This is a genomic window from Nodularia sp. UHCC 0506 (assembly GCF_034931045.1).
In the GTDB taxonomy this organism is placed as follows: domain Bacteria; phylum Cyanobacteriota; class Cyanobacteriia; order Cyanobacteriales; family Nostocaceae; genus Nodularia.
In genome coordinates this window covers 22935-40345 of sequence record NZ_JAYGHH010000040.1, presented here as the reverse complement: position 1 = coordinate 40345, position 17411 = coordinate 22935, and the positions used below count along the sequence as shown (strand labels likewise).

The window sequence follows — 17411 nt, the reverse complement described above, 5'->3', positions numbered from 1 at the left end:
ACCTTACGGAGTACAGCCTAGTTTTAATCCAAAAGAACTAAGTTTATGGTTCTAAATATATTGGTTACATTTATTTGTAATTTCGTCGCCACAGTTATCGTACATCACAATGAGGCATCAGTTTTTTCAGAATGATGGTGTAGTCCGCAAGTCTGCATGAAAGAGTGAGTTTGTCAAATATCTAAAAAAGGAAAAATTTGCAGTAAGGCTTTACGTAACTGGATGAGGTAAATTGTTTGCCGCAAGTCAGCACTCAATTTAGGTGGAGGACTGATTTGTAACTGTTCTTGTAGTTCTGCATATTCGGCAGCATTTAGGGGTTTGCCATCAACAGGCGATCGCGCGTCTATAATAATTTCGGTGCGTAATATTTCTTCTGGGATATCTTCTGGTAGTGGTAATGCAGCTACAGGTGTTCCCCAAGCGCTAGTTAACCACACCAAAATGCTAGTGCTAACAATTAAAACCCCAAGTAATATTTTCTGCCTTCTCCTCATCTTCCCACTCCCTCACCTCACAATCCCGGTGGTAATGGTTCATGGCATAATTCATGAACTTGTACAATCCTTTCAAATAACCAAGGATATCCTTGACGATACTGGGGAATGAGTGCTAAAGGACTCAGTAAGGCAGCAGCGCTAATATCTGCTACACTTAGCCTATTTCCTACCAAGTAATCATTTTTTCGCCAGCGAATAGATAACTCTGAAAACGCAGTTAACAGCCTATTTTGAGCTAATTTTACACTAGCCTGGTTAATGCCATATTGTTGGCGCACTACTGAAATTACTGTTTGGCTAAGTAGTGAAGGGTCAATTTGTTTGCCTTCGCCAGCCCGAAACTGATAATATACAAATCTTGTAGCTGTACCGATGCTTTCATCCAACCAATCCTCTAGCATTAAGGCCTGTGCCTGCTGTTCATAATCAGGTAAGAATAACGGTGGTTCTGTTTGGTAAGTTTCCAGAAATTTTAAAATTTCCGTAGAATCAGCGATCGCATCTGGCTGACCCTCAACTTGTGGTAATAATACGGGTAGAGTCTTCAACCCAGTCAGAGGCTTAACTCGGAGGATATGCAACCCTGGTGTCAGATTCTCAACTTTATAATTAATTTGCTTATAGCCCAGCCCTAGACGAGCTTTGCGACAATAATGAGATGTACTAAATTGCAGTAGCAACATAAAGCTACTTTTTCCAAATAAAAAAGGGAACAGGGAACAGTTATCCCCAAATTTTCTGATTTGATTTATTCAACCCCAAATTCAAACTTTTGATGGTACACCCTTCAAAAGCCTTGCACCTACTTTCGGGTTTATCAACCTCAAACCTTTGATTTATCTGGGTTTTACATTTATTCAGCCAGCCCTAACTACCTTTAATTAATAATTAAAACAGGAGTAGGACTTACGCAAAATTATCAGACAAGAAACCACAAAAGCCGTAGAAAACACGGTGGAATGAGACTTTCCGGGAGTTGATGCGTAAGTCCTTAACAGGACATTTGGTTGCAAATGAAATCATGTTTACCAATGTCCTTGACCAGCCGTATTAATTAAACGTTTGACTCCACTAAACCAGAAAATGCTGTCTGCTCGCCCAAAATCAAATTTACTGGGTCGTTGTAATAAATTACACTACCCCTAACTTTTTTTGGGCGCGATTTCCACAGGGAAATTTTATGGAGTGGTATCAGGTGCAGGGGTGGTATCAGGTGCAGGAGTAGCACCGTCAGTTGGCTCACCAGGTGCAGGAGCAGCAGGTGGAGCTTCAGCCGGTGGTGTCGTCTCAGGTTCACAAGCTCCCAAAACTGTAGCCAGACCTAACATCAGAACAAAACCAAAGATTTTTGTTTTCATCATAAACTCCTCTTTCACCAAATAATGGCGATAAAAAAATTCGCCTGTTGAATAAGATAACCTATTTGTTGCTAATTTTTTAAATGCCTTGTGCTGAGATTTTCAAAAGCAATACTTTTGGTTGATTTTTGGGCTTTTAGTTATTATGCAGTAGACTGACTAATCTCTCTAGTTGGGGATTACAGTCAATAAATAGCCAAACCGAGATCAATTTGCTAGATAACTAAGACATTAGATGCAAAATTGCCTATTTTATTGGGGTCTTGCTGCTTGCTGCCTTCTGTTGTCATACTTTAAATAAAATATTGCTGCTTACTGATTACAAGTATTACAATACCCAGCTAATGCCATCATTAGAGCAGTTACCTATCAAAACACTTAAAAGGATTTTGTGTACTGGTGACACAAAACACAATTCTCACCTTAATTCAAACAGGCAAACGGTCTAAAGCACAGTATTTTCAACCTAAAAAAATTTATGACTGTTGTTCGTAAATCAGCTGTTTCTACAACAGGTACTTGGTTCCAGCGAAATTCTACCCCATCCAAAGGGAAGCGACGCTCTATTGGGAGTCCGTCTACACTTGCAGATGAAGCTTTACCAGTATCCTCAAAAAAACAACAGCGTCCTGCAAAAAAATTATCGGTTGCTGCTACCAAGCGGTTGCCAGAGCCACTGAAAAGACCAGTTTCTTCCTTGAGAACTCAGTCAAATACAACAATGCAGAACAATCAGAAGTCAGGCAAAGGTAGCTTACCGATGATGCCTACTGCTGGAGCAGCACCTTTTTGGTTAATGCGTTTGTATACCTCACATCGTTATTCTTCCGTTGTGACGTTTTTATTAGTGGCAATAACTTTATGTGTTTATGGTGGGACAGTATATTCTCAAAAACAGTGGAGTCAGGGATATAACAGGCTACAAGAACTACAACTTCATGAACGGTATTTAACTACAACCAACGCTATCCTAAAGAACAAAATGGCTGAAGAAGCAGAACAGGTAACATCTGGGCTAGTTTCACCAACGCCAGCAAAAACAATTTTTTTGCCTACAGCACCTCCATTTTATAGTTCTGATTCTACGCCCGTGAATAAACAACCAAATCTGGCAACGCAGCAAAACACACCTTTGCCACTAGGATATTAGAACTGTCAACAATTATCACAGTGGGGTCAGTTCACGAATTGACCCTACACAATACTCAGAAATGCTATTTTAACCCCCCTAAAGTTCCCCACTTATAGAAGTGGAAAACTCCGACATCTTTCCATAACTGATTGTTAACACTGAGCAGGTTAATGCAAAAAACACCGAGTAAATTAAAATTTAAAAACTTTCGTCATCCAGCCTTTAGAAAACGAGAAAAGCCTTCTCTTGTGAGGCTTATGCAAAGATTTAGGTTTATTTCTCATACCCAAGACCAAATACCTGGCATATCCCGAATTTTTATAATTTGGGGTATATTCATGACCGCCGGGTTAGGGTTAGCTATTAATTTATATCAGTTGCAGATTCTCCAGGGAGCAAAGTTAACACAGAGGGCGCGTAACCAGCAAATGGTGAAATTGCGCCCTTTTGTTCCTCGTCGCTTAGTGGTAGACCGCAGTAATAATGTTTTAGCTGTTGACCGTCCTGTTTATACTTTGTATGCCCATCCCAAGCTGTTTAGCCAATCTCCTCAACAAATGGCAGAACAACTGGCTCCCATACTGGAGGAAACTCCTGCTGAGTTGGCGAAAACTTTTCAAAGTCGAAAGAGTGGGATTACACTAGCTTCTGCTTTACCGGAAGTAAATGCTGGCCGGGTGAGGTCATTGCGTTTAGATGGCTTGGAATTAATTCAAAAATACTCTCGATATTACCCACAAAAGGATGTGGTTGCAGACGTAGTAGGTTACGTCAATATGGATCGTCAAGGTCAGGCTGGTGTGGAGTACAGTCAAGAAGAGTTATTAGAACGTTCCGTCCCGACAGTGGAGCTGAGTCGGGCGGGTAATGGGAGACTACTACCCAATCATGCACCGAAAGGATTTTTAAATTTTGACGACCTACGATTACAACTAACTATTGATAGCCGTTTGCAAAGAGTCGCCCGGACTGCTTTACAAGCACAGATGAGGAAGTTTCAGGCTAAACGTGGGGCGGTAATTGTGATGGATGCCTCAGATGGTTCTTTACTAGCTCTGACTTCTTATCCTACCTATAACCCTAATGAATACTCTAAAGCTGATATTTCCCTCTTTAGAAACTGGACAGTTGCTGATCTTTATGAGCCGGGATCGACTTTTAAACCGTTGAATGTAGCGATCGCTTTAGAAAATGGTGCAATTAAAGCAGATGATATGTTTAATGACCCCGGCTCTATTCAAATAGGTAAGCACACCATCAGAAATGCTGGTCTTAATGGCCATGGACAAATTAGTATTGCGAAAATACTACAAACTTCTAGCAACATTGGCATGGTGCGAATCATTCAACAGATGAAACCAACACTCTATTACAACTGGCTGGAACGCCTGGGACTAGGGCAAACTGTGGATACAGATTTACCCTTTGGAGTTCGTGGACAACTCAAAAGTCAAAAAGAGTTTCTCGGTTCGTCCATTGAACCAGCAACTACATCCTTCGGGCAAGGCTTTTCTTTGACACCGTTACAGTTGGTGCAAATGCACGGAGCTTTAGCCAATGGTGGTAAATTAGTTACACCCCATGTAGTGCAAGGGTTAGTGGATACCAAAGGGCAAATGCATTATTCTCCCAAACTTTCCACATCGCGCCAAATTTTCTCAGCCGCCACAGCGCAAACAGTTGTGGAAATGATGGAAACAGTTGTATCAGTAGGCACTGGCAAGGCAGCACAAATTCCGGGTTATCGCATTGGAGGTAAAACAGGGACATCTCAAAAAGCCAGTCCCTACGGGGGTTATATTCCAAATGCGCGCATCACTAGTTTTGTAAGTATTTTACCAGTAGAATCTCCCCGCTATGTCGTTTTTGCAGTAGCCGATGAGCCAAAAGGAGGAAATGCTTACGGTTCTACCGTCGCCGCACCAATTGTCAAAACAGTGATGGAAGCGTTAATTCCCATTGAAGGGATTCCGCCAAGTCAAGAAACCAAGACGGACTCTCAACTCAAACAGTAAAGATATGCGGGATGTCCCAAAATTAAATCACTTCTGATCGATACTTATCCGATATGGACAAATTGCCAAAGCAGCTGGTCGAAATTATTTATCAGCAACTACTGCCTAGCTTACAAATTGAAAGTGTCAATCCCCATAATCCCATCAAGGTGAGCTATCTTCCACAACCCTGGGAATTGCTTGGGACAGGGAATTATGCCGCAGTAGTTTATCACCCTGATTATCCTGATTCTGTTGTCAAGATTTATGCCCCAGGACGGCCAGGCTATGAAGAGGAAGTAGAAGTTTACCGTCGTCTAGGTTCTCATCCAGCTTTCTCTGAGTGTTATTATGCCAAAGATGATTTTTTAGTCTTGAAACGGCTTTATGGAACAACTCTCTACGATTGTATGCACTTGGGTTTACCTATTCCCAAACAAGTAATACGTGATATCGATGAAGCTCTCGACTATGCTCAAAGTCACGGACTTTATCCTCATGATGTCCACGGTCGTAACGTCATGATGTACCAAGGGAAAGGATTAGTTGTAGATATCTCAGATTTTCTCCATATAGAACCCTGCTCAAAGTGGAACGACTTAAAAAAGGCTTATTACTGGTTATATCTCCCGGTATTGTACCCACTTCGGCTGCGCTTCCCATACTTTGCCTTAAATATGATCCGTAAATGTTATCGTCTAGGAAATTCTCTCAAAAATTTTTGTTCTCGAATATTCCTCAAATTAATAAACTTGAAATTAAATGGTCGAAGTTAAAGAAAGAATAGGAAGTATGATTAAACACAGACTTCCTTTGAGCAGAACTTCACCTAGTACCGCAAGGCGAAAGTCAAAAGTCAAAAATCCTATTTTATAGGCTTTCCCTTTGGGAAAAACTATCCTTGGTAACTCTGTTTGAGTGCTTCTTCAATGGAACCTAAACTTTGGTAAGCCTCTATTAGTTCGTGGGATTTGGTTTTTCGCTTTGCCAGCATATCTTTTAATGGGGTTAATAAATGCACATCTGAATCATTACCCAAGGAAACTTCAGCTATTTGTAAAAGCTTGGCAGCATTAGCAAAAATATCTGCATTGTCAAAGCCTTCCTTTGCAGAAATTTGATGTAACTCTGCATCAGGTATAGTTGCTCTACCCTGTAAACTTTTATCTAATATCAAACCTTTTAATAAAGCCAACAAAGCCCCATAGATAGAAAAATCATCACAACTATCACAAGCTTTAAATTCAATACGTCCCACTTCAGCCGGAATGCGGGCAATTTTTGTTAATGAAGGGATACTTTTAATTAGCTGTTCTTGTTTTTCTACAAACACTAGCGCTGCGGATCTTTTTCCAGTTCTGACAAAAGTTCGTACTGATAAACCATCCCATAATTCCCCATTATAAAAAGGAGAACTATAACTAAAAGGAACGATATAAGGACTGTAATAAGTTAATTTTTTACCAATATCAATTACATCTTCGATTGGTAAATCTGCTACAGAAATGTTTAAATCTGGCCCATAAGTCACCATGTAAATATTAGCAGTCTGTTCATCAGGATAAGTCTGTAACTGTTTGAGTTCATAATCATTTAACGGGGGTTGAGGCTCAAACACAGTCTTGTAGGGGTTAAAACTAGTTAAAACTGCTGAAAAACCGTAGCTAGTCGCCACTTCACGCAGTAAGTGAAAACTTTCTGATAATTCAGTTAAAGCCCCTTGAATATTAGAGTGAATGGTGGTTCTGATTTCGATACCTTTAGGTAGACAGGCAATTACTTTATCAGAATCAGCAAATCTTTCAAACCCTTCAATATACCATCTCTTTTGCCTAATACCAGCATCACCCACACGCAATTGCGAATAATCATTGGGGTATGTGGGTAATTTTTCCACAATTTGATCAAAGTCAGCAAATTTAGTCTGGGAAAAGTCAGCAAATTTCCCTGATTGGTTGAGGAAAGCGACTTCATGCTCAATGCCAAAATAAAATTTCATATATACCTATTGATCAGTAATTAAGGTTTTCTAGTTAAACTAATGCTACTTGCGTCTCATGTAGAATTTTATCTGAGATAGTTTCTCATTAACTAATTTATCAAATTTGTAGTCAATTGCCATAAAAATTTCTGTTAATTTGGAGTTTGTCAATCTGGGTTTATGCTGCGATAAATTAACAAAGGTGAATGAATGGTATTTTTTGACAATTTTTGAGGTTAAGTAGAAATTTGCTAAAAAACACATCTATTGCACAAATGAACTGACTATTTTTTAGTTTAACTAGAAAAATTATCAAGATGTATTTTAGATGTATTTTATACAAGTTGCGAAACTCTGCTGATTTAGAGGGCTAGGAGGCGATACTGACGGGAAGTTACGTTAACGCACTCACAAGTCTGTGTATCATTGTGTAAAGTAGCTTAGTATTGAGCAAGGAAAATTTGAGGCGTGACTATGACAAGTACCGTTCAGTCTCCTTACAGTAGGGAACAAATTACCGCTTGGTTACGTGGATTGCTCACAGTGGCGTGGGCAGATGGTAACTTTGATCCTGAAGAACAGCAATTAATTACCAGTCTTACCGAGAGTGAATTAGCTCCAGGAATTTCGTTGGATTCACTAGAGATAATTACACCAGAAGAATTGGCTGCAAAGTTGGGTAAAAAAACACCAGTAGCCGAAAATTTTACTCGTACAGCTGTAATGGTAGCGATCGCTAATGGTACATATTCACCTAGCGAAGATCAAGTAATGCAGAAGCTGTGTGAGGCTTTGGAGCAGCCGAAAGATATCCTAGAATCCTTGCGCCACACCCTCGCACCCGGAGAACAGATTTCCACCCTAGCAGCACCCACAGCACCTCCCCAGGAATCACTTTGTTCCCTGCGTGACTGGTTAGACGGGCTAGAAATCCACGACCCCAGAGTAGCCCGTTTCTTATGCAAAATGATTCCTTCCCAGTGTCCCTTTGAACGGGATATCACCCTATTTGGACGCAAAATTGTACATATCCCGCCATTGTGTCAAATTAACCCATTATATGAGCAACTGGTGGGTTTACGTTTTCGCGCCCTCTCCTATTTAGCAGATGAATGTGGCGAAGATATTTCACCATATATTTAAGTGCTGAATGAGTGCTTTCTTTCTGAGTGCTGAGTTACAAGTAAAGAGTAAGGAATTACAGGTTTATTAAAACTTATAATTTAGAACTCACAACTGAGGACTCAAATATATGCAATTTATTGACCAAGCACTAATTGAAGTTGAAGCTGGTAAAGGTGGCGATGGTATCGTCGCCTTCAGACGCGAGAAATACGTACCAGCAGGCGGTCCCTCTGGCGGAAATGGGGGACGAGGCGGTTCAGTAATTTTTGTAGTTGATACGAACTTGCAAACTTTGCTGGACTTCAGATACAAGCATCTTTTTAAAGCCGATAATGGTGGACGTGGTGGACCAAATAACTGTACCGGGGCTAACGGTAAGGATTTAGTCGTCGAAGTTCCCTGCGGTACTTCTGTGTATGATGGCAGTACAGGTGCTTTGCTATGCGATTTAGTTGAGCCTGAACAGCGTTTTCGGGTGGCTGAAGGCGGAAAAGGTGGATTAGGAAACCAGCATTTTTTAAGTAACCGTAACCGCGCTCCAGAATATGCTTTACCCGGACTACCAGGCGACATGAAGGTAGTACGCTTAGAATTGAAACTTTTGGCGGAAGTAGGGATTATTGGCTTACCAAATGCCGGCAAATCTACATTAATTTCTTCTCTATCAGCCGCACGTCCCAAAATTGCTGACTATCCTTTTACAACTCTGATTCCTAATTTGGGTGTAGTCAGAAAACCCACTGGTGATGGTACGGTTTTTGCTGATATTCCCGGTTTAATTGAAGGTGCTTCCCAAGGTGCGGGTTTGGGATATGATTTTTTACGTCACATTGAACGCACAAAGGTTTTATTACACCTCATTGATGCAACTAGCGAAGATGTGATTGGTGAATACAAGACAATTAAGCAGGAGTTACAAGCCTACGGACGAGGTTTAGCCAAGCGTCCGCAAATTTTGGTGCTAAATAAAATTGATGCGGTTGACAGGGAAACAGTGGATTTAGAAGCTTTAGCTCTCGAACTTAATCACCTTTCTTTGTCTCCAGTTTTTTTAATTTCAGCAGTTACCCGCACAGGGTTAGAACCAATGTTACAGGAACTTTGGGGAATTCTTGACCAAATGAATGTTGCTGAAAAAGTGGAGGTTTTGCAGTAAGTATAGGAAAGTGCTGAGTAGAAGCCAAGTAGGGGCGGGTATGGGTACGCCAAGCAAGCTATCACAGATATGCTCAATTACAAACAATAATTCTAATAAACCCGCCCCTATTTCCATACTTTCTCAGCACTCAGCACTCAGCACTCAACACTCAACACTCAGCACTCAGCACTCAGCACTTTAGTTAAAGAAACCAACAGCAGCTGATTTTGGCATTGCTGGGCGCACTTCTACTGGTTCACCAGTTAAACTAAAAGCCCGAACTTCAGTGATTTTTACCTTGACAATTTGCCCTTTTAATTTATTAATATCGCCAGTAAAGAAAGTCAAACGATTACCGCCAGTACGTCCCATGACTTGGGTGGGATCTTTGGAATTTTGGTCTTCTACTAAGACTTCTTCGATACGTCCCATGTAACGCTGCGATCGCTCGGATGCTTTAACGTTAACTAAATGGTTTAATCTTTGTAGGCGATCGCTCTTAACTTCTTCACTAAGTTGATTTGTCCATAAAGCTGCCGGTGTACCTGGTCGGGGGGAATATGCGGCTGTATTCAATAAATCAAAGCCGATATCTTCTACCAACTTCAGAGTATTTTCAAATTGTGCTTCTGTCTCTCCAGGAAATCCCACAATTGCATCGCCGCTAATTGACGCATCAGGCATATAACGCCGAATAGTATCAATAATCCGGCGATATTTTTCATGAGTGTAACCCCGTGACATTGCTTTCAATAGTTCATTATCTCCTGATTGAAAGGGAATGTGAAAGTGTTCACACACTTTAGGCAACTCAGCACAAGCCTTAATTAAGCGCTCAGTAAAATAACGGGGATGGCTAGTAGCAAATCTTAGCCGTTCAATACCTGGAATATCATGCACATAATAAAGTAAATCAGTAAAATTATGCAGATGACGACCTTCTGAAGTTGTCCCTGGCAAATCTCGACCGTAAGCGTCAATGTTTTGACCGAGCAGGGTAATTTCCTTGTAACCTTGTCGTCCCAGTGCTTCCATTTCTGCACGTATGGCTTCTGGGGTGCGAGATTGTTCTACACCACGGACATTAGGAACCACACAATAAGTGCAGCGTTCATTACAGCCATAAATGATATTCACCCAAGCAGTCACACTGCTATCCCTTCGGGGCTGGGTAATATCTTCCATGATGTGAACCGACTCAGTGGCCACAACTTGATTACCATTTAAAACTGATGTCAGCAAATCTTGGAGACGGTTGGCGTGTTGTGGTCCCATTACTAAGTCCAATTCTGGCACTCGTCGTAACAGGGCTTCTCCTTCCTGCTGGGCAACACAACCAGCAACAATCAATGTTAAATCAGGTTGCTCTTGCTTACGTTTAGCTTGTCTACCAAGATAAGAATATACCTTGTGTTCGGCATTATCCCGAATTGTACAGGTATTATAGAGAATCAAATCTGCATTATTGGGGTCTTCCGACCATTCAAAGCCCATGTCTTCTAAAATGCCAGCCATGCGCTCTGAGTCGGCTTTATTCATTTGGCAACCGAAAGTAATAATGTGGTAGTGGCGATTAGAAGTGGTCATGGGCGATTATGCTGAGTTAGCGTCACGGAATAAACTTTGTTTCTATTCTATAACTCAGTTATCAGTTATCAGTGATCAGTTACCAATGAATAGACATAATTGGGGTTAATCTCTCCAGTCTGTCAGCGTGATAACTGATAATTGTTCACTGGTTCACCGCTATTTCCCCAGGCTGTTCAGGTATTCTTTATTCCTGACTTGCTGGCTGAGATGGAGCGGCTTGGCGACTACGGCGTAATGAATTCCGCAGCTTATTTTGACTAGCAGATGAGTTATTAGCCGGAGCTGCTGGTGTATTTGCTGTGGGACGTGGCCGCCGATTTGTTCTAGGTTGCGCTGGTCTTGGCGCTGGACGTGCTGCGGCTGGTGCTGGATTGCTGCGCTGACGCTTGACCCTACGCAAAGAATTTCTAACATTTGACTGGCTAGGAGTTGTTCTGGTTCCAGATGATGAACCGGTGGCGGTGTTTTGCTGGCGTGGTTGTCTGACTGGTGTTGCTGCTGCGGGTCTGGTGACTGGTGCTGCTGGGGCTGTGGGTGCGATATCTCGTCTAGCTCTAACTGTGGGTTGGCTGGTGGTGTTAGTCGCAGGAGTATTTGGACTCGGTGTGGGAGTGGAACTAGATGCTGCTCTCTCGCGGCTTCTCTGTCTTGCTTGCTCTTGTTGTTTTCTTCTACGTTCTTGGACTTGGCGATGTCGCCGTGAACCTTCAATAGCAAATTCTGTGGCTATTGATACTCCTTGTCTGCCACTTTCTGAGGGTTTCAATCTCCAGTTACGGGCTTGTCTTAGGGTTTCTTCGTCTAATCTCCGATTACCACTAGAGTTAACAATCCGCACATTAGTCACATTACCTTTTGCATCGGTATCAACAGCTACTTCTACTTTGCCCTCAATGCCTCTGCGTCTCGCAAACTCTGGATAGCTGGCACTACAATCGGTACAAGCTGCACGACCATTACCTGAACCCCTGGAATTACTGCCACTATTATTATTTTGTGGCTGTGTTTGAATCCGTGGTGCGGTGGGTGCGACTGCTACAGGCGATCGCTGTATTCTTGTATTATTAGTTCTGGAATCTCTTAAACCACTTAAAGTCCCTCTGAGTTGTTCACTACCTTGATTTGTCTGAGTTACCGCAATTGGTGATTCTGATGATGTTGTTGTTGAAGTCAACAGAGATTCTAATTTAGCGACAGAAGTCTGGCGCGTGGGACTCACGGGCTGAGGCTGTTCAGTAGCTACTGTCATTGGTTGGGGTGGCTGAGGAACCGGAGGAGTTGTAACACTCTCAACTTTTGGTTGTTGCGGTGTTACAGCAGGCTGAATATTTGTTGGTTCAACTTTTACAGGAGTTATGGGTGTAACTCTACTAGTAACAATTTTTGTAGGTTCAGGTATTTTAATTTTTTCAGGAATTATTTCGGGCGGTTTTTCTGGTGTTTCTTCTGGAGGGTCTACCGGATCTAAAATTACTAACTCTATTGGTTCATATTGTTCTTTCGGCACTCTCACCAACAAACTACCTATACCCGAAGCTAGTACGCCGATGTGTAGCGTTAACGAGCCAATCAGACTGTAAATCAAGAAAGTCTTGAGAGCTTCAACTTCTTGGGAACGATGTTTGATAGTAATGCCAGAAAAGCTCATAGTCTATTGCTACCTATTCTCACTTATTTAGATATATTAAAACGTACTGGCTCGAAATATCAAGTAAAAAAATAAAATTGCTTCGGTAATCCTACTATGACCTGTTTTAGCCAACACTTTCCAGTTGCTTGCTTATCATCAGGTTTTGGTGCAGGTAAAACCCTGTTTAGTTTCAATTATTTGTTATCCAAGCACACAATATAGAAATCCGGTTTGGTTTCTGTAGCTTATGTGACGTAGCCATATTTACTCGTAGAGGTAGGGAACAGGGAACAGGGAATAGGGAACCAAGGTGTACCACGCAAGCTATCAAAATTCAAATAAAATTCCTATTCCTATATATATAAATTCTTATTCTGTGTCAATTGCCATTTTATTCTTAATTTTTGCTATAAAATAACAACTTTTGGACTAATTTATTAGCAATTACTCTCCTAAATTGTTGCGTTCGTTACTAACCGCTAACCGCCATAGCCAAAAATAAAGTTGGAAAATTGGATTTAGTTAGTTAAAAAATCATTCAAAGCTTTACACCACAAACCTTTAGCGGCATCGAAAATACTGGTAATACAAAATTTAGAGTGCCAAAAGTGCGATCGCCCCTTTCCCACTTTCCAAGAAGCTGACGCATCCCCCTAGCACTCACACTGGACACGGTGACTTTGCCTGTGTAATCTATTTCTTTTAAGTGTCAATGTTAAATAAGTTACTTAATATCTGCTTTGAATTAGCAGGTGGTTAATATTAGCTAATCTGATTGGTTATTTTTTATCGATAATTTTTTGCAATGATGGCGATTGTTGCTAATGCTACTGTTCTCTGTTAATGTGAACTGTATCATGATAAGAAGTATTAGCGATAAGCTAGTATATTTAACCCCATAAATAGGCAAATTGAGCGTTTGTAAAGAATTAAATATATCAGTGATTGACTGAAGATTATGAATGTGTATCACACATAAGCCAGACGTTGTACAAAGTGCGTTAGGTACGAAGAAAACAGACAATTTTGGCATTTTATACTCTAATTTAGCAAAGCCGAATTGAGGTTTTTGTCTGATGAACACCAGAGGCTGGTGATTCATTATTAGTGCGTAGAGATTCAAATCGGCGTTTTCTATAACTAAAATATTAGCTCGGAATTATTCTCATAATAGTGAGGTGAGGAGGAGCAGTTAATCAGGGTGACATTTAACTTGTGGACACAAAAATGAGTAAATTTTCTCATAACCTACTTGAACCTTTTAGCAGCTGTTCTACATTTGTTGATGTGCTGCGCTACAGAAGTTTGACGCAGCAAAACAGAAATGCTTTTACCTTTTTGCTAAATGGGGAGATACCACAAGCAACACTAAACTATCAAGAATTGGATAGGCGATCGCGGCGAGTAGCGGCTCAATTGCAAGCATTGGGTTTGACTGGAGAACGAGCCTTACTGCTTTATCCAGCTGGACTAGATTTTTTAATTGCTTTTTGCGGTTGCTTATATGCAGGAGTTGTGGCTGTAACGGCATATCCTCCGCGAAATCAGCGCAATACACCGAGAATTAAAGCTATTGCCATAGATGCACAAGCAGCGATCGCTCTGACAACCACAGAAATTCTGCCCACAGTGCAGCCTTTAATGGCAGATAAGACAGAGCTAAAATCTTTACAGTGGCTAACTACAGATAATCTGGACGAAGGAATAGAAGATACTTGGCAAGAACCTGTAATTAATCCAGAGACATTAGCCTTTCTGCAATATACATCCGGTTCCACAGGCACACCCAAGGGTGTGATGATTAGTCATGGCAACTTAATACATAATGCTGCCACTACTTACCAATTCATGGAGTATTCCGCAGCAAGTAAGGTAGTGACTTGGTTGCCCATGTACCATGATATGGGTCTAATTGGGGGCATATTACAACCCCTGTATGGTGGTTTCCCTTGTATGCTCATGCCGCCAACCTCCTTTCTTCAACGTCCTTATCGTTGGTTGCAAGCTATTTCTCAAAACCAAGCTACAAGCAGTGGTGGCCCTAACTTTGCTTATGAATTATGTACTCAAAAAATTACACCTGAGCAAAAAGCAACTCTTGATTTAAGTAGTTGGAGTGTAGCTTTTAATGGCGCTGAACCAATTCGACATGATACTTTAGAGCGATTTGCCGCCGCTTTTGCTGAATGTGGCTTCCGTAAAGAAGCATTTTACCCTTGTTATGGCATGGCGGAAGCTACCTTAATGATCTCTGGGGTGAGCAAACATCAAGCACCTTTAATTGCCAACATTGATAAATTGGCATTAGCCAAAAATCAGGTGATTCATTCCGACGTTACCAATAGCAATACCCAGACCTTTGTCAGTTGTGGGCGCGTTGTACCCCAACAGCAGGTAAAAATTGTCAATCCTGATACATTATGTCCATGTCCTGCTGATTGCGTGGGTGAAATTTGGGTATCTGGCCCCAGCGTCGGTCAAGGATATTGGCAGCGTCCCCAGGAGACAAAAGCAACTTTTCAATCTTATTTATCTGATCCCGACAAAGACCCATTTATGCGGACAGGCGACCTCGGCTTTATGCAAGATGGAGAACTGTTCATCACTGGGCGAGCCAAAGATTTAATTATCCTGCGGGGACGGAATTTATATCCCCAGGATTTAGAGTATGCCTCAGAACACAGTCATCCCGCCCTGCGGATAGGGGGAAACGTTGCTGCTTTCACCATTGAGAAAGAACAAGAAGAAAAATTAGTCATTGTTCAAGAACTAGAATTTCGTCAACAACCAGAAGTTGAAGAAGTAGCGGCGGCAATTCGGGAAGCGATCGCCTCGGAATTTGAAGTCCAAGTATATGCAGTAGTCCTGACTAGACCCGGTAAAATTCCCAAAACCTCCAGTGGAAAAATTCAGCGTCGCGCCTGTAAAGCAGCATTTTTAGCAGAAAATTTAGCAGTATACGGTCATAGCATTCTTTCAGAATATTCATACTCACAGATAAATTTAGCCCCACTGATCAACCGTGAGGCCATGATGGGATTGCCCAAAGCCGAGCAAAACTCTTTATTAACAACTTGGTTACAGCAACAAGTCGCCGCCATCCTGAAAATATCATTAACTCAAATCAATACTCAACAGCCATTGCTTGCCCTGGGCATTGATTCACTGACTGCATTCGAACTCAAAAATGCGATCGCTGACCAACTACATATTACTGTCGCTGTAGAAGACTTATTCGCCGGGGCGACAGTGGAGCAATTGACATCCCAAATCCTGCATCAGTGGGAATTGCAGCCAGAGACTGAGATAGTATCTATTCCACCCGCCCCAGTCCAAGTCAGCTATCCTCTATCAGCAGCACAGAAACGACTGTGGTTTTTACAGCAGGTAGAACCTGATAACTTCGCTTATAACATTGCAGCATCCATTCAACTCACAGGAAAACTGAATTTAGCGGCCTTGACTGACAGTCTCAACACCCTGATGCAACGCCATCAAATTTTGCGGACTGCGTTTATAAGTTCAGACAACCAACCAGCTCAGGTAATTCGGGAAGTGCAGCTGACTGTGCCTGTAGTTGACTTCACACACATAGCATCTACTGAGCAACCAGATCAGGTACAAAAACAAGCCATTGAGCAAGCACAACAACCCTTCAATCTCAGCCAAGCACCACTGTTGCGGGTGTTACTCTTGCGCTTGGGAGAACAAGAACATACTTTGTTATTGACAATTCACCACATTATTGCTGATGGTTGGTCAATGGGAGTATTACTGCACGAGTTGGCTGTACTGTATACAGCAAATTGTCAAAAACAACCTTGTTCCCTCACACCCTTAGCAATTCAATATCAAGACTTTGCAGTGTGGCAGCAGCAGTGGTTAACTACTCTCCAGAAACAATTAAATTACTGGATGCAGCAGCTAACAGGGGAACTGCCAATTTTAGAATTACCAACTAACCGCCCTCGTCCGGCAGTGCAGAGCAATCATGGGGCTAGACTGGAATTTACTCTTTCCCAATCTTTAAGCAAGGAACTGAAAAAACTCAGCCAACAGGAAAACGTCACTTTATTTATGCTGCTGTTGGCAGGATTTAAAACCCTGCTTTATCGCTACACCAGACAGACAGACATTTTAGTTGGCACTCCTTTGGCGGGTCGTCCCACAGTAAACACAGAAAAACTTTTGGGATGCTTTATCAATACCTTAGTGCTACGGACAGATTTATCTGACAATCCTCGCTTTCGAGAATTACTGGCTCAAGTCCGCCAAGTAGCTTTAGGAGCTTATAATCACCAAGATTTGCCCTTTGAAAGCTTATTGGAAGCACTCAAACCTACACGTAATTTAAGTCATACTCCCATTTTCCAAGTTTCTTTTGTGCTGCAAAACGCACCCATTATGTCAACTTGGGAATTGCCAGAACTCCGACTGCAACCGGTGGAAGTCGATAACGGTACAGCTAAACTCGACTTGACACTGTACATGGTAGATACAGAGCAAGGGTTAGTGGGTAGTTTCGAGTACAATACTGATTTGTTTGATGCAGAAACAATCAGCCAAATGGGGGGACATTTACAAACTCTGCTAACCGGAATTGTTGACAACCCCGACAAACATCTGGAAGATTTGCCTTTGTTGACAATTGCCGAAGAGCAAAAAATCTTTCAGCATGGGCAGAAACCCCAAACAGAGTATCCGCAAAACCTATGTATTCACCAGTTATTTGAGGAATGGGTGGCACGGACTCCAGAGGCGATCGCCTTGGTATATAATCAGCAATCTCTCACATATCAACAACTAAATCAACGCGCCCAGGAACTAGGGCAGTATTTACAACAATTGGGCGTAACATCAGAAGTGCGAGTGGGCATTTGTCTAGACCGCTCATTAGACTTAATGGTGGCTATTTTAGGTGTGTTAAAAGCCGGAGGAGCTTATGTACCCCTCGACCCCAACT

12 protein-coding genes are annotated in these 17411 nt (G+C 41.8%); 6 read left to right on the top strand and 6 right to left on the bottom strand.

Annotated features, from left to right (window positions below):
• Nucleotides 1-173: 173 nt before the first annotated feature.
• The 3 genes from VB654_RS18800 to VB654_RS18790 form a co-directional block, all read right to left on the bottom strand.
• Nucleotides 174-497 (bottom strand): hypothetical protein, encoded by a 324-nt coding sequence (locus VB654_RS18800; RefSeq protein WP_323215330.1) that lies wholly within the window; start codon nt 495-497, stop codon nt 174-176.
• A gap of 17 nt (nt 498-514) precedes the next feature.
• Complete coding sequence (locus VB654_RS18795; protein ID WP_323215329.1) at nt 515-1183, bottom strand: glutathione S-transferase family protein; 669 nt, start codon at nt 1181-1183, stop codon at nt 515-517.
• Between the two features lie 495 nt (nt 1184-1678).
• Nucleotides 1679-1861: a hypothetical protein gene (locus VB654_RS18790; protein ID WP_416235695.1), complete on the bottom strand. Its 183-nt coding sequence runs from the start codon at nt 1859-1861 to the stop codon at nt 1679-1681.
• Between the two features lie 475 nt (nt 1862-2336).
• On the opposite strand from VB654_RS18790, the gene VB654_RS18785 reads away from it, so the two are divergent.
• From VB654_RS18785 to VB654_RS18775, 3 genes are all read left to right on the top strand, one after another.
• On the top strand, nt 2337-3008 hold the full coding sequence (locus VB654_RS18785) for a hypothetical protein (RefSeq protein ID WP_323215328.1): 672 nt from the start codon (nt 2337-2339) through the stop codon (nt 3006-3008).
• Nucleotides 3009-3160: 152 nt separating this feature from the next.
• Nucleotides 3161-5005, top strand: a complete 1845-nt coding sequence (locus tag VB654_RS18780; RefSeq protein ID WP_323215327.1) for a penicillin-binding protein 2 — start codon at nt 3161-3163, stop codon at nt 5003-5005.
• Nucleotides 5006-5058: 53 nt separating this feature from the next.
• Entirely contained in the window at nt 5059-5760 is a 702-nt protein-coding gene (locus VB654_RS18775; RefSeq protein WP_323215326.1) for a serine/threonine protein kinase, read from the top strand.
• 119 nt (nt 5761-5879) lie between these two features.
• Here VB654_RS18775 and VB654_RS18770 read toward each other — a convergent pair whose 3' ends face one another.
• Nucleotides 5880-6983, bottom strand: coding sequence for a glutamate--cysteine ligase (locus VB654_RS18770; protein ID WP_323215325.1), 1104 nt, complete (start codon nt 6981-6983; stop codon nt 5880-5882).
• A gap of 456 nt (nt 6984-7439) precedes the next feature.
• Between VB654_RS18770 and VB654_RS18765 the strand changes: the two genes are divergently transcribed.
• Together VB654_RS18765 and obgE are read left to right on the top strand one after the other, a co-directional pair.
• Nucleotides 7440-8108, top strand: coding sequence for a Mo-dependent nitrogenase C-terminal domain-containing protein (locus VB654_RS18765; protein ID WP_323215324.1), 669 nt, complete (start codon nt 7440-7442; stop codon nt 8106-8108).
• 109 nt (nt 8109-8217) lie between these two features.
• Nucleotides 8218-9246, top strand: a complete 1029-nt coding sequence (gene obgE / locus VB654_RS18760; protein ID WP_323215323.1) for a GTPase ObgE — start codon at nt 8218-8220, stop codon at nt 9244-9246.
• 180 nt (nt 9247-9426) lie between these two features.
• Here obgE and miaB read toward each other — a convergent pair whose 3' ends face one another.
• Nucleotides 9427-10815: a tRNA (N6-isopentenyl adenosine(37)-C2)-methylthiotransferase MiaB gene (gene miaB, locus VB654_RS18755; protein ID WP_323215322.1), complete on the bottom strand. Its 1389-nt coding sequence runs from the start codon at nt 10813-10815 to the stop codon at nt 9427-9429.
• 187 nt (nt 10816-11002) lie between these two features.
• Nucleotides 11003-12466 (bottom strand): TonB family protein, encoded by a 1464-nt coding sequence (locus VB654_RS18750; protein ID WP_323215321.1) that lies wholly within the window; start codon nt 12464-12466, stop codon nt 11003-11005.
• 1209 nt (nt 12467-13675) lie between these two features.
• On the opposite strand from VB654_RS18750, the gene VB654_RS18745 reads away from it, so the two are divergent.
• On the top strand, nt 13676-17411 hold a 3736-nt coding region (locus VB654_RS18745; RefSeq protein ID WP_323215320.1), incomplete at its 3' end, for a condensation domain-containing protein.

Coding starts and splice junctions, on each gene's coding strand:
- VB654_RS18795 (WP_323215329.1), bottom strand. CDS start 1,183: ATGTTGCTACTGCAATTTAGTACATCTCATTATTGTCGCAAAGCTCGT.
- miaB (WP_323215322.1), bottom strand. CDS start 10,815: ATGACCACTTCTAATCGCCACTACCACATTATTACTTTCGGTTGCCAA.
- VB654_RS18775 (WP_323215326.1), top strand. CDS start 5,059: ATGGACAAATTGCCAAAGCAGCTGGTCGAAATTATTTATCAGCAACTA.
- VB654_RS18770 (WP_323215325.1), bottom strand. CDS start 6,983: ATGAAATTTTATTTTGGCATTGAGCATGAAGTCGCTTTCCTCAACCAA.
- VB654_RS18780 (WP_323215327.1), top strand. CDS start 3,161: ATGCAAAAAACACCGAGTAAATTAAAATTTAAAAACTTTCGTCATCCA.
- VB654_RS18765 (WP_323215324.1), top strand. CDS start 7,440: ATGACAAGTACCGTTCAGTCTCCTTACAGTAGGGAACAAATTACCGCT.
- VB654_RS18800 (WP_323215330.1), bottom strand. CDS start 497: ATGAGGAGAAGGCAGAAAATATTACTTGGGGTTTTAATTGTTAGCACT.
- VB654_RS18785 (WP_323215328.1), top strand. CDS start 2,337: ATGACTGTTGTTCGTAAATCAGCTGTTTCTACAACAGGTACTTGGTTC.
- VB654_RS18750 (WP_323215321.1), bottom strand. CDS start 12,466: ATGAGCTTTTCTGGCATTACTATCAAACATCGTTCCCAAGAAGTTGAA.
- obgE (WP_323215323.1), top strand. CDS start 8,218: ATGCAATTTATTGACCAAGCACTAATTGAAGTTGAAGCTGGTAAAGGT.
- VB654_RS18790 (WP_416235695.1), bottom strand. CDS start 1,861: ATGATGAAAACAAAAATCTTTGGTTTTGTTCTGATGTTAGGTCTGGCT.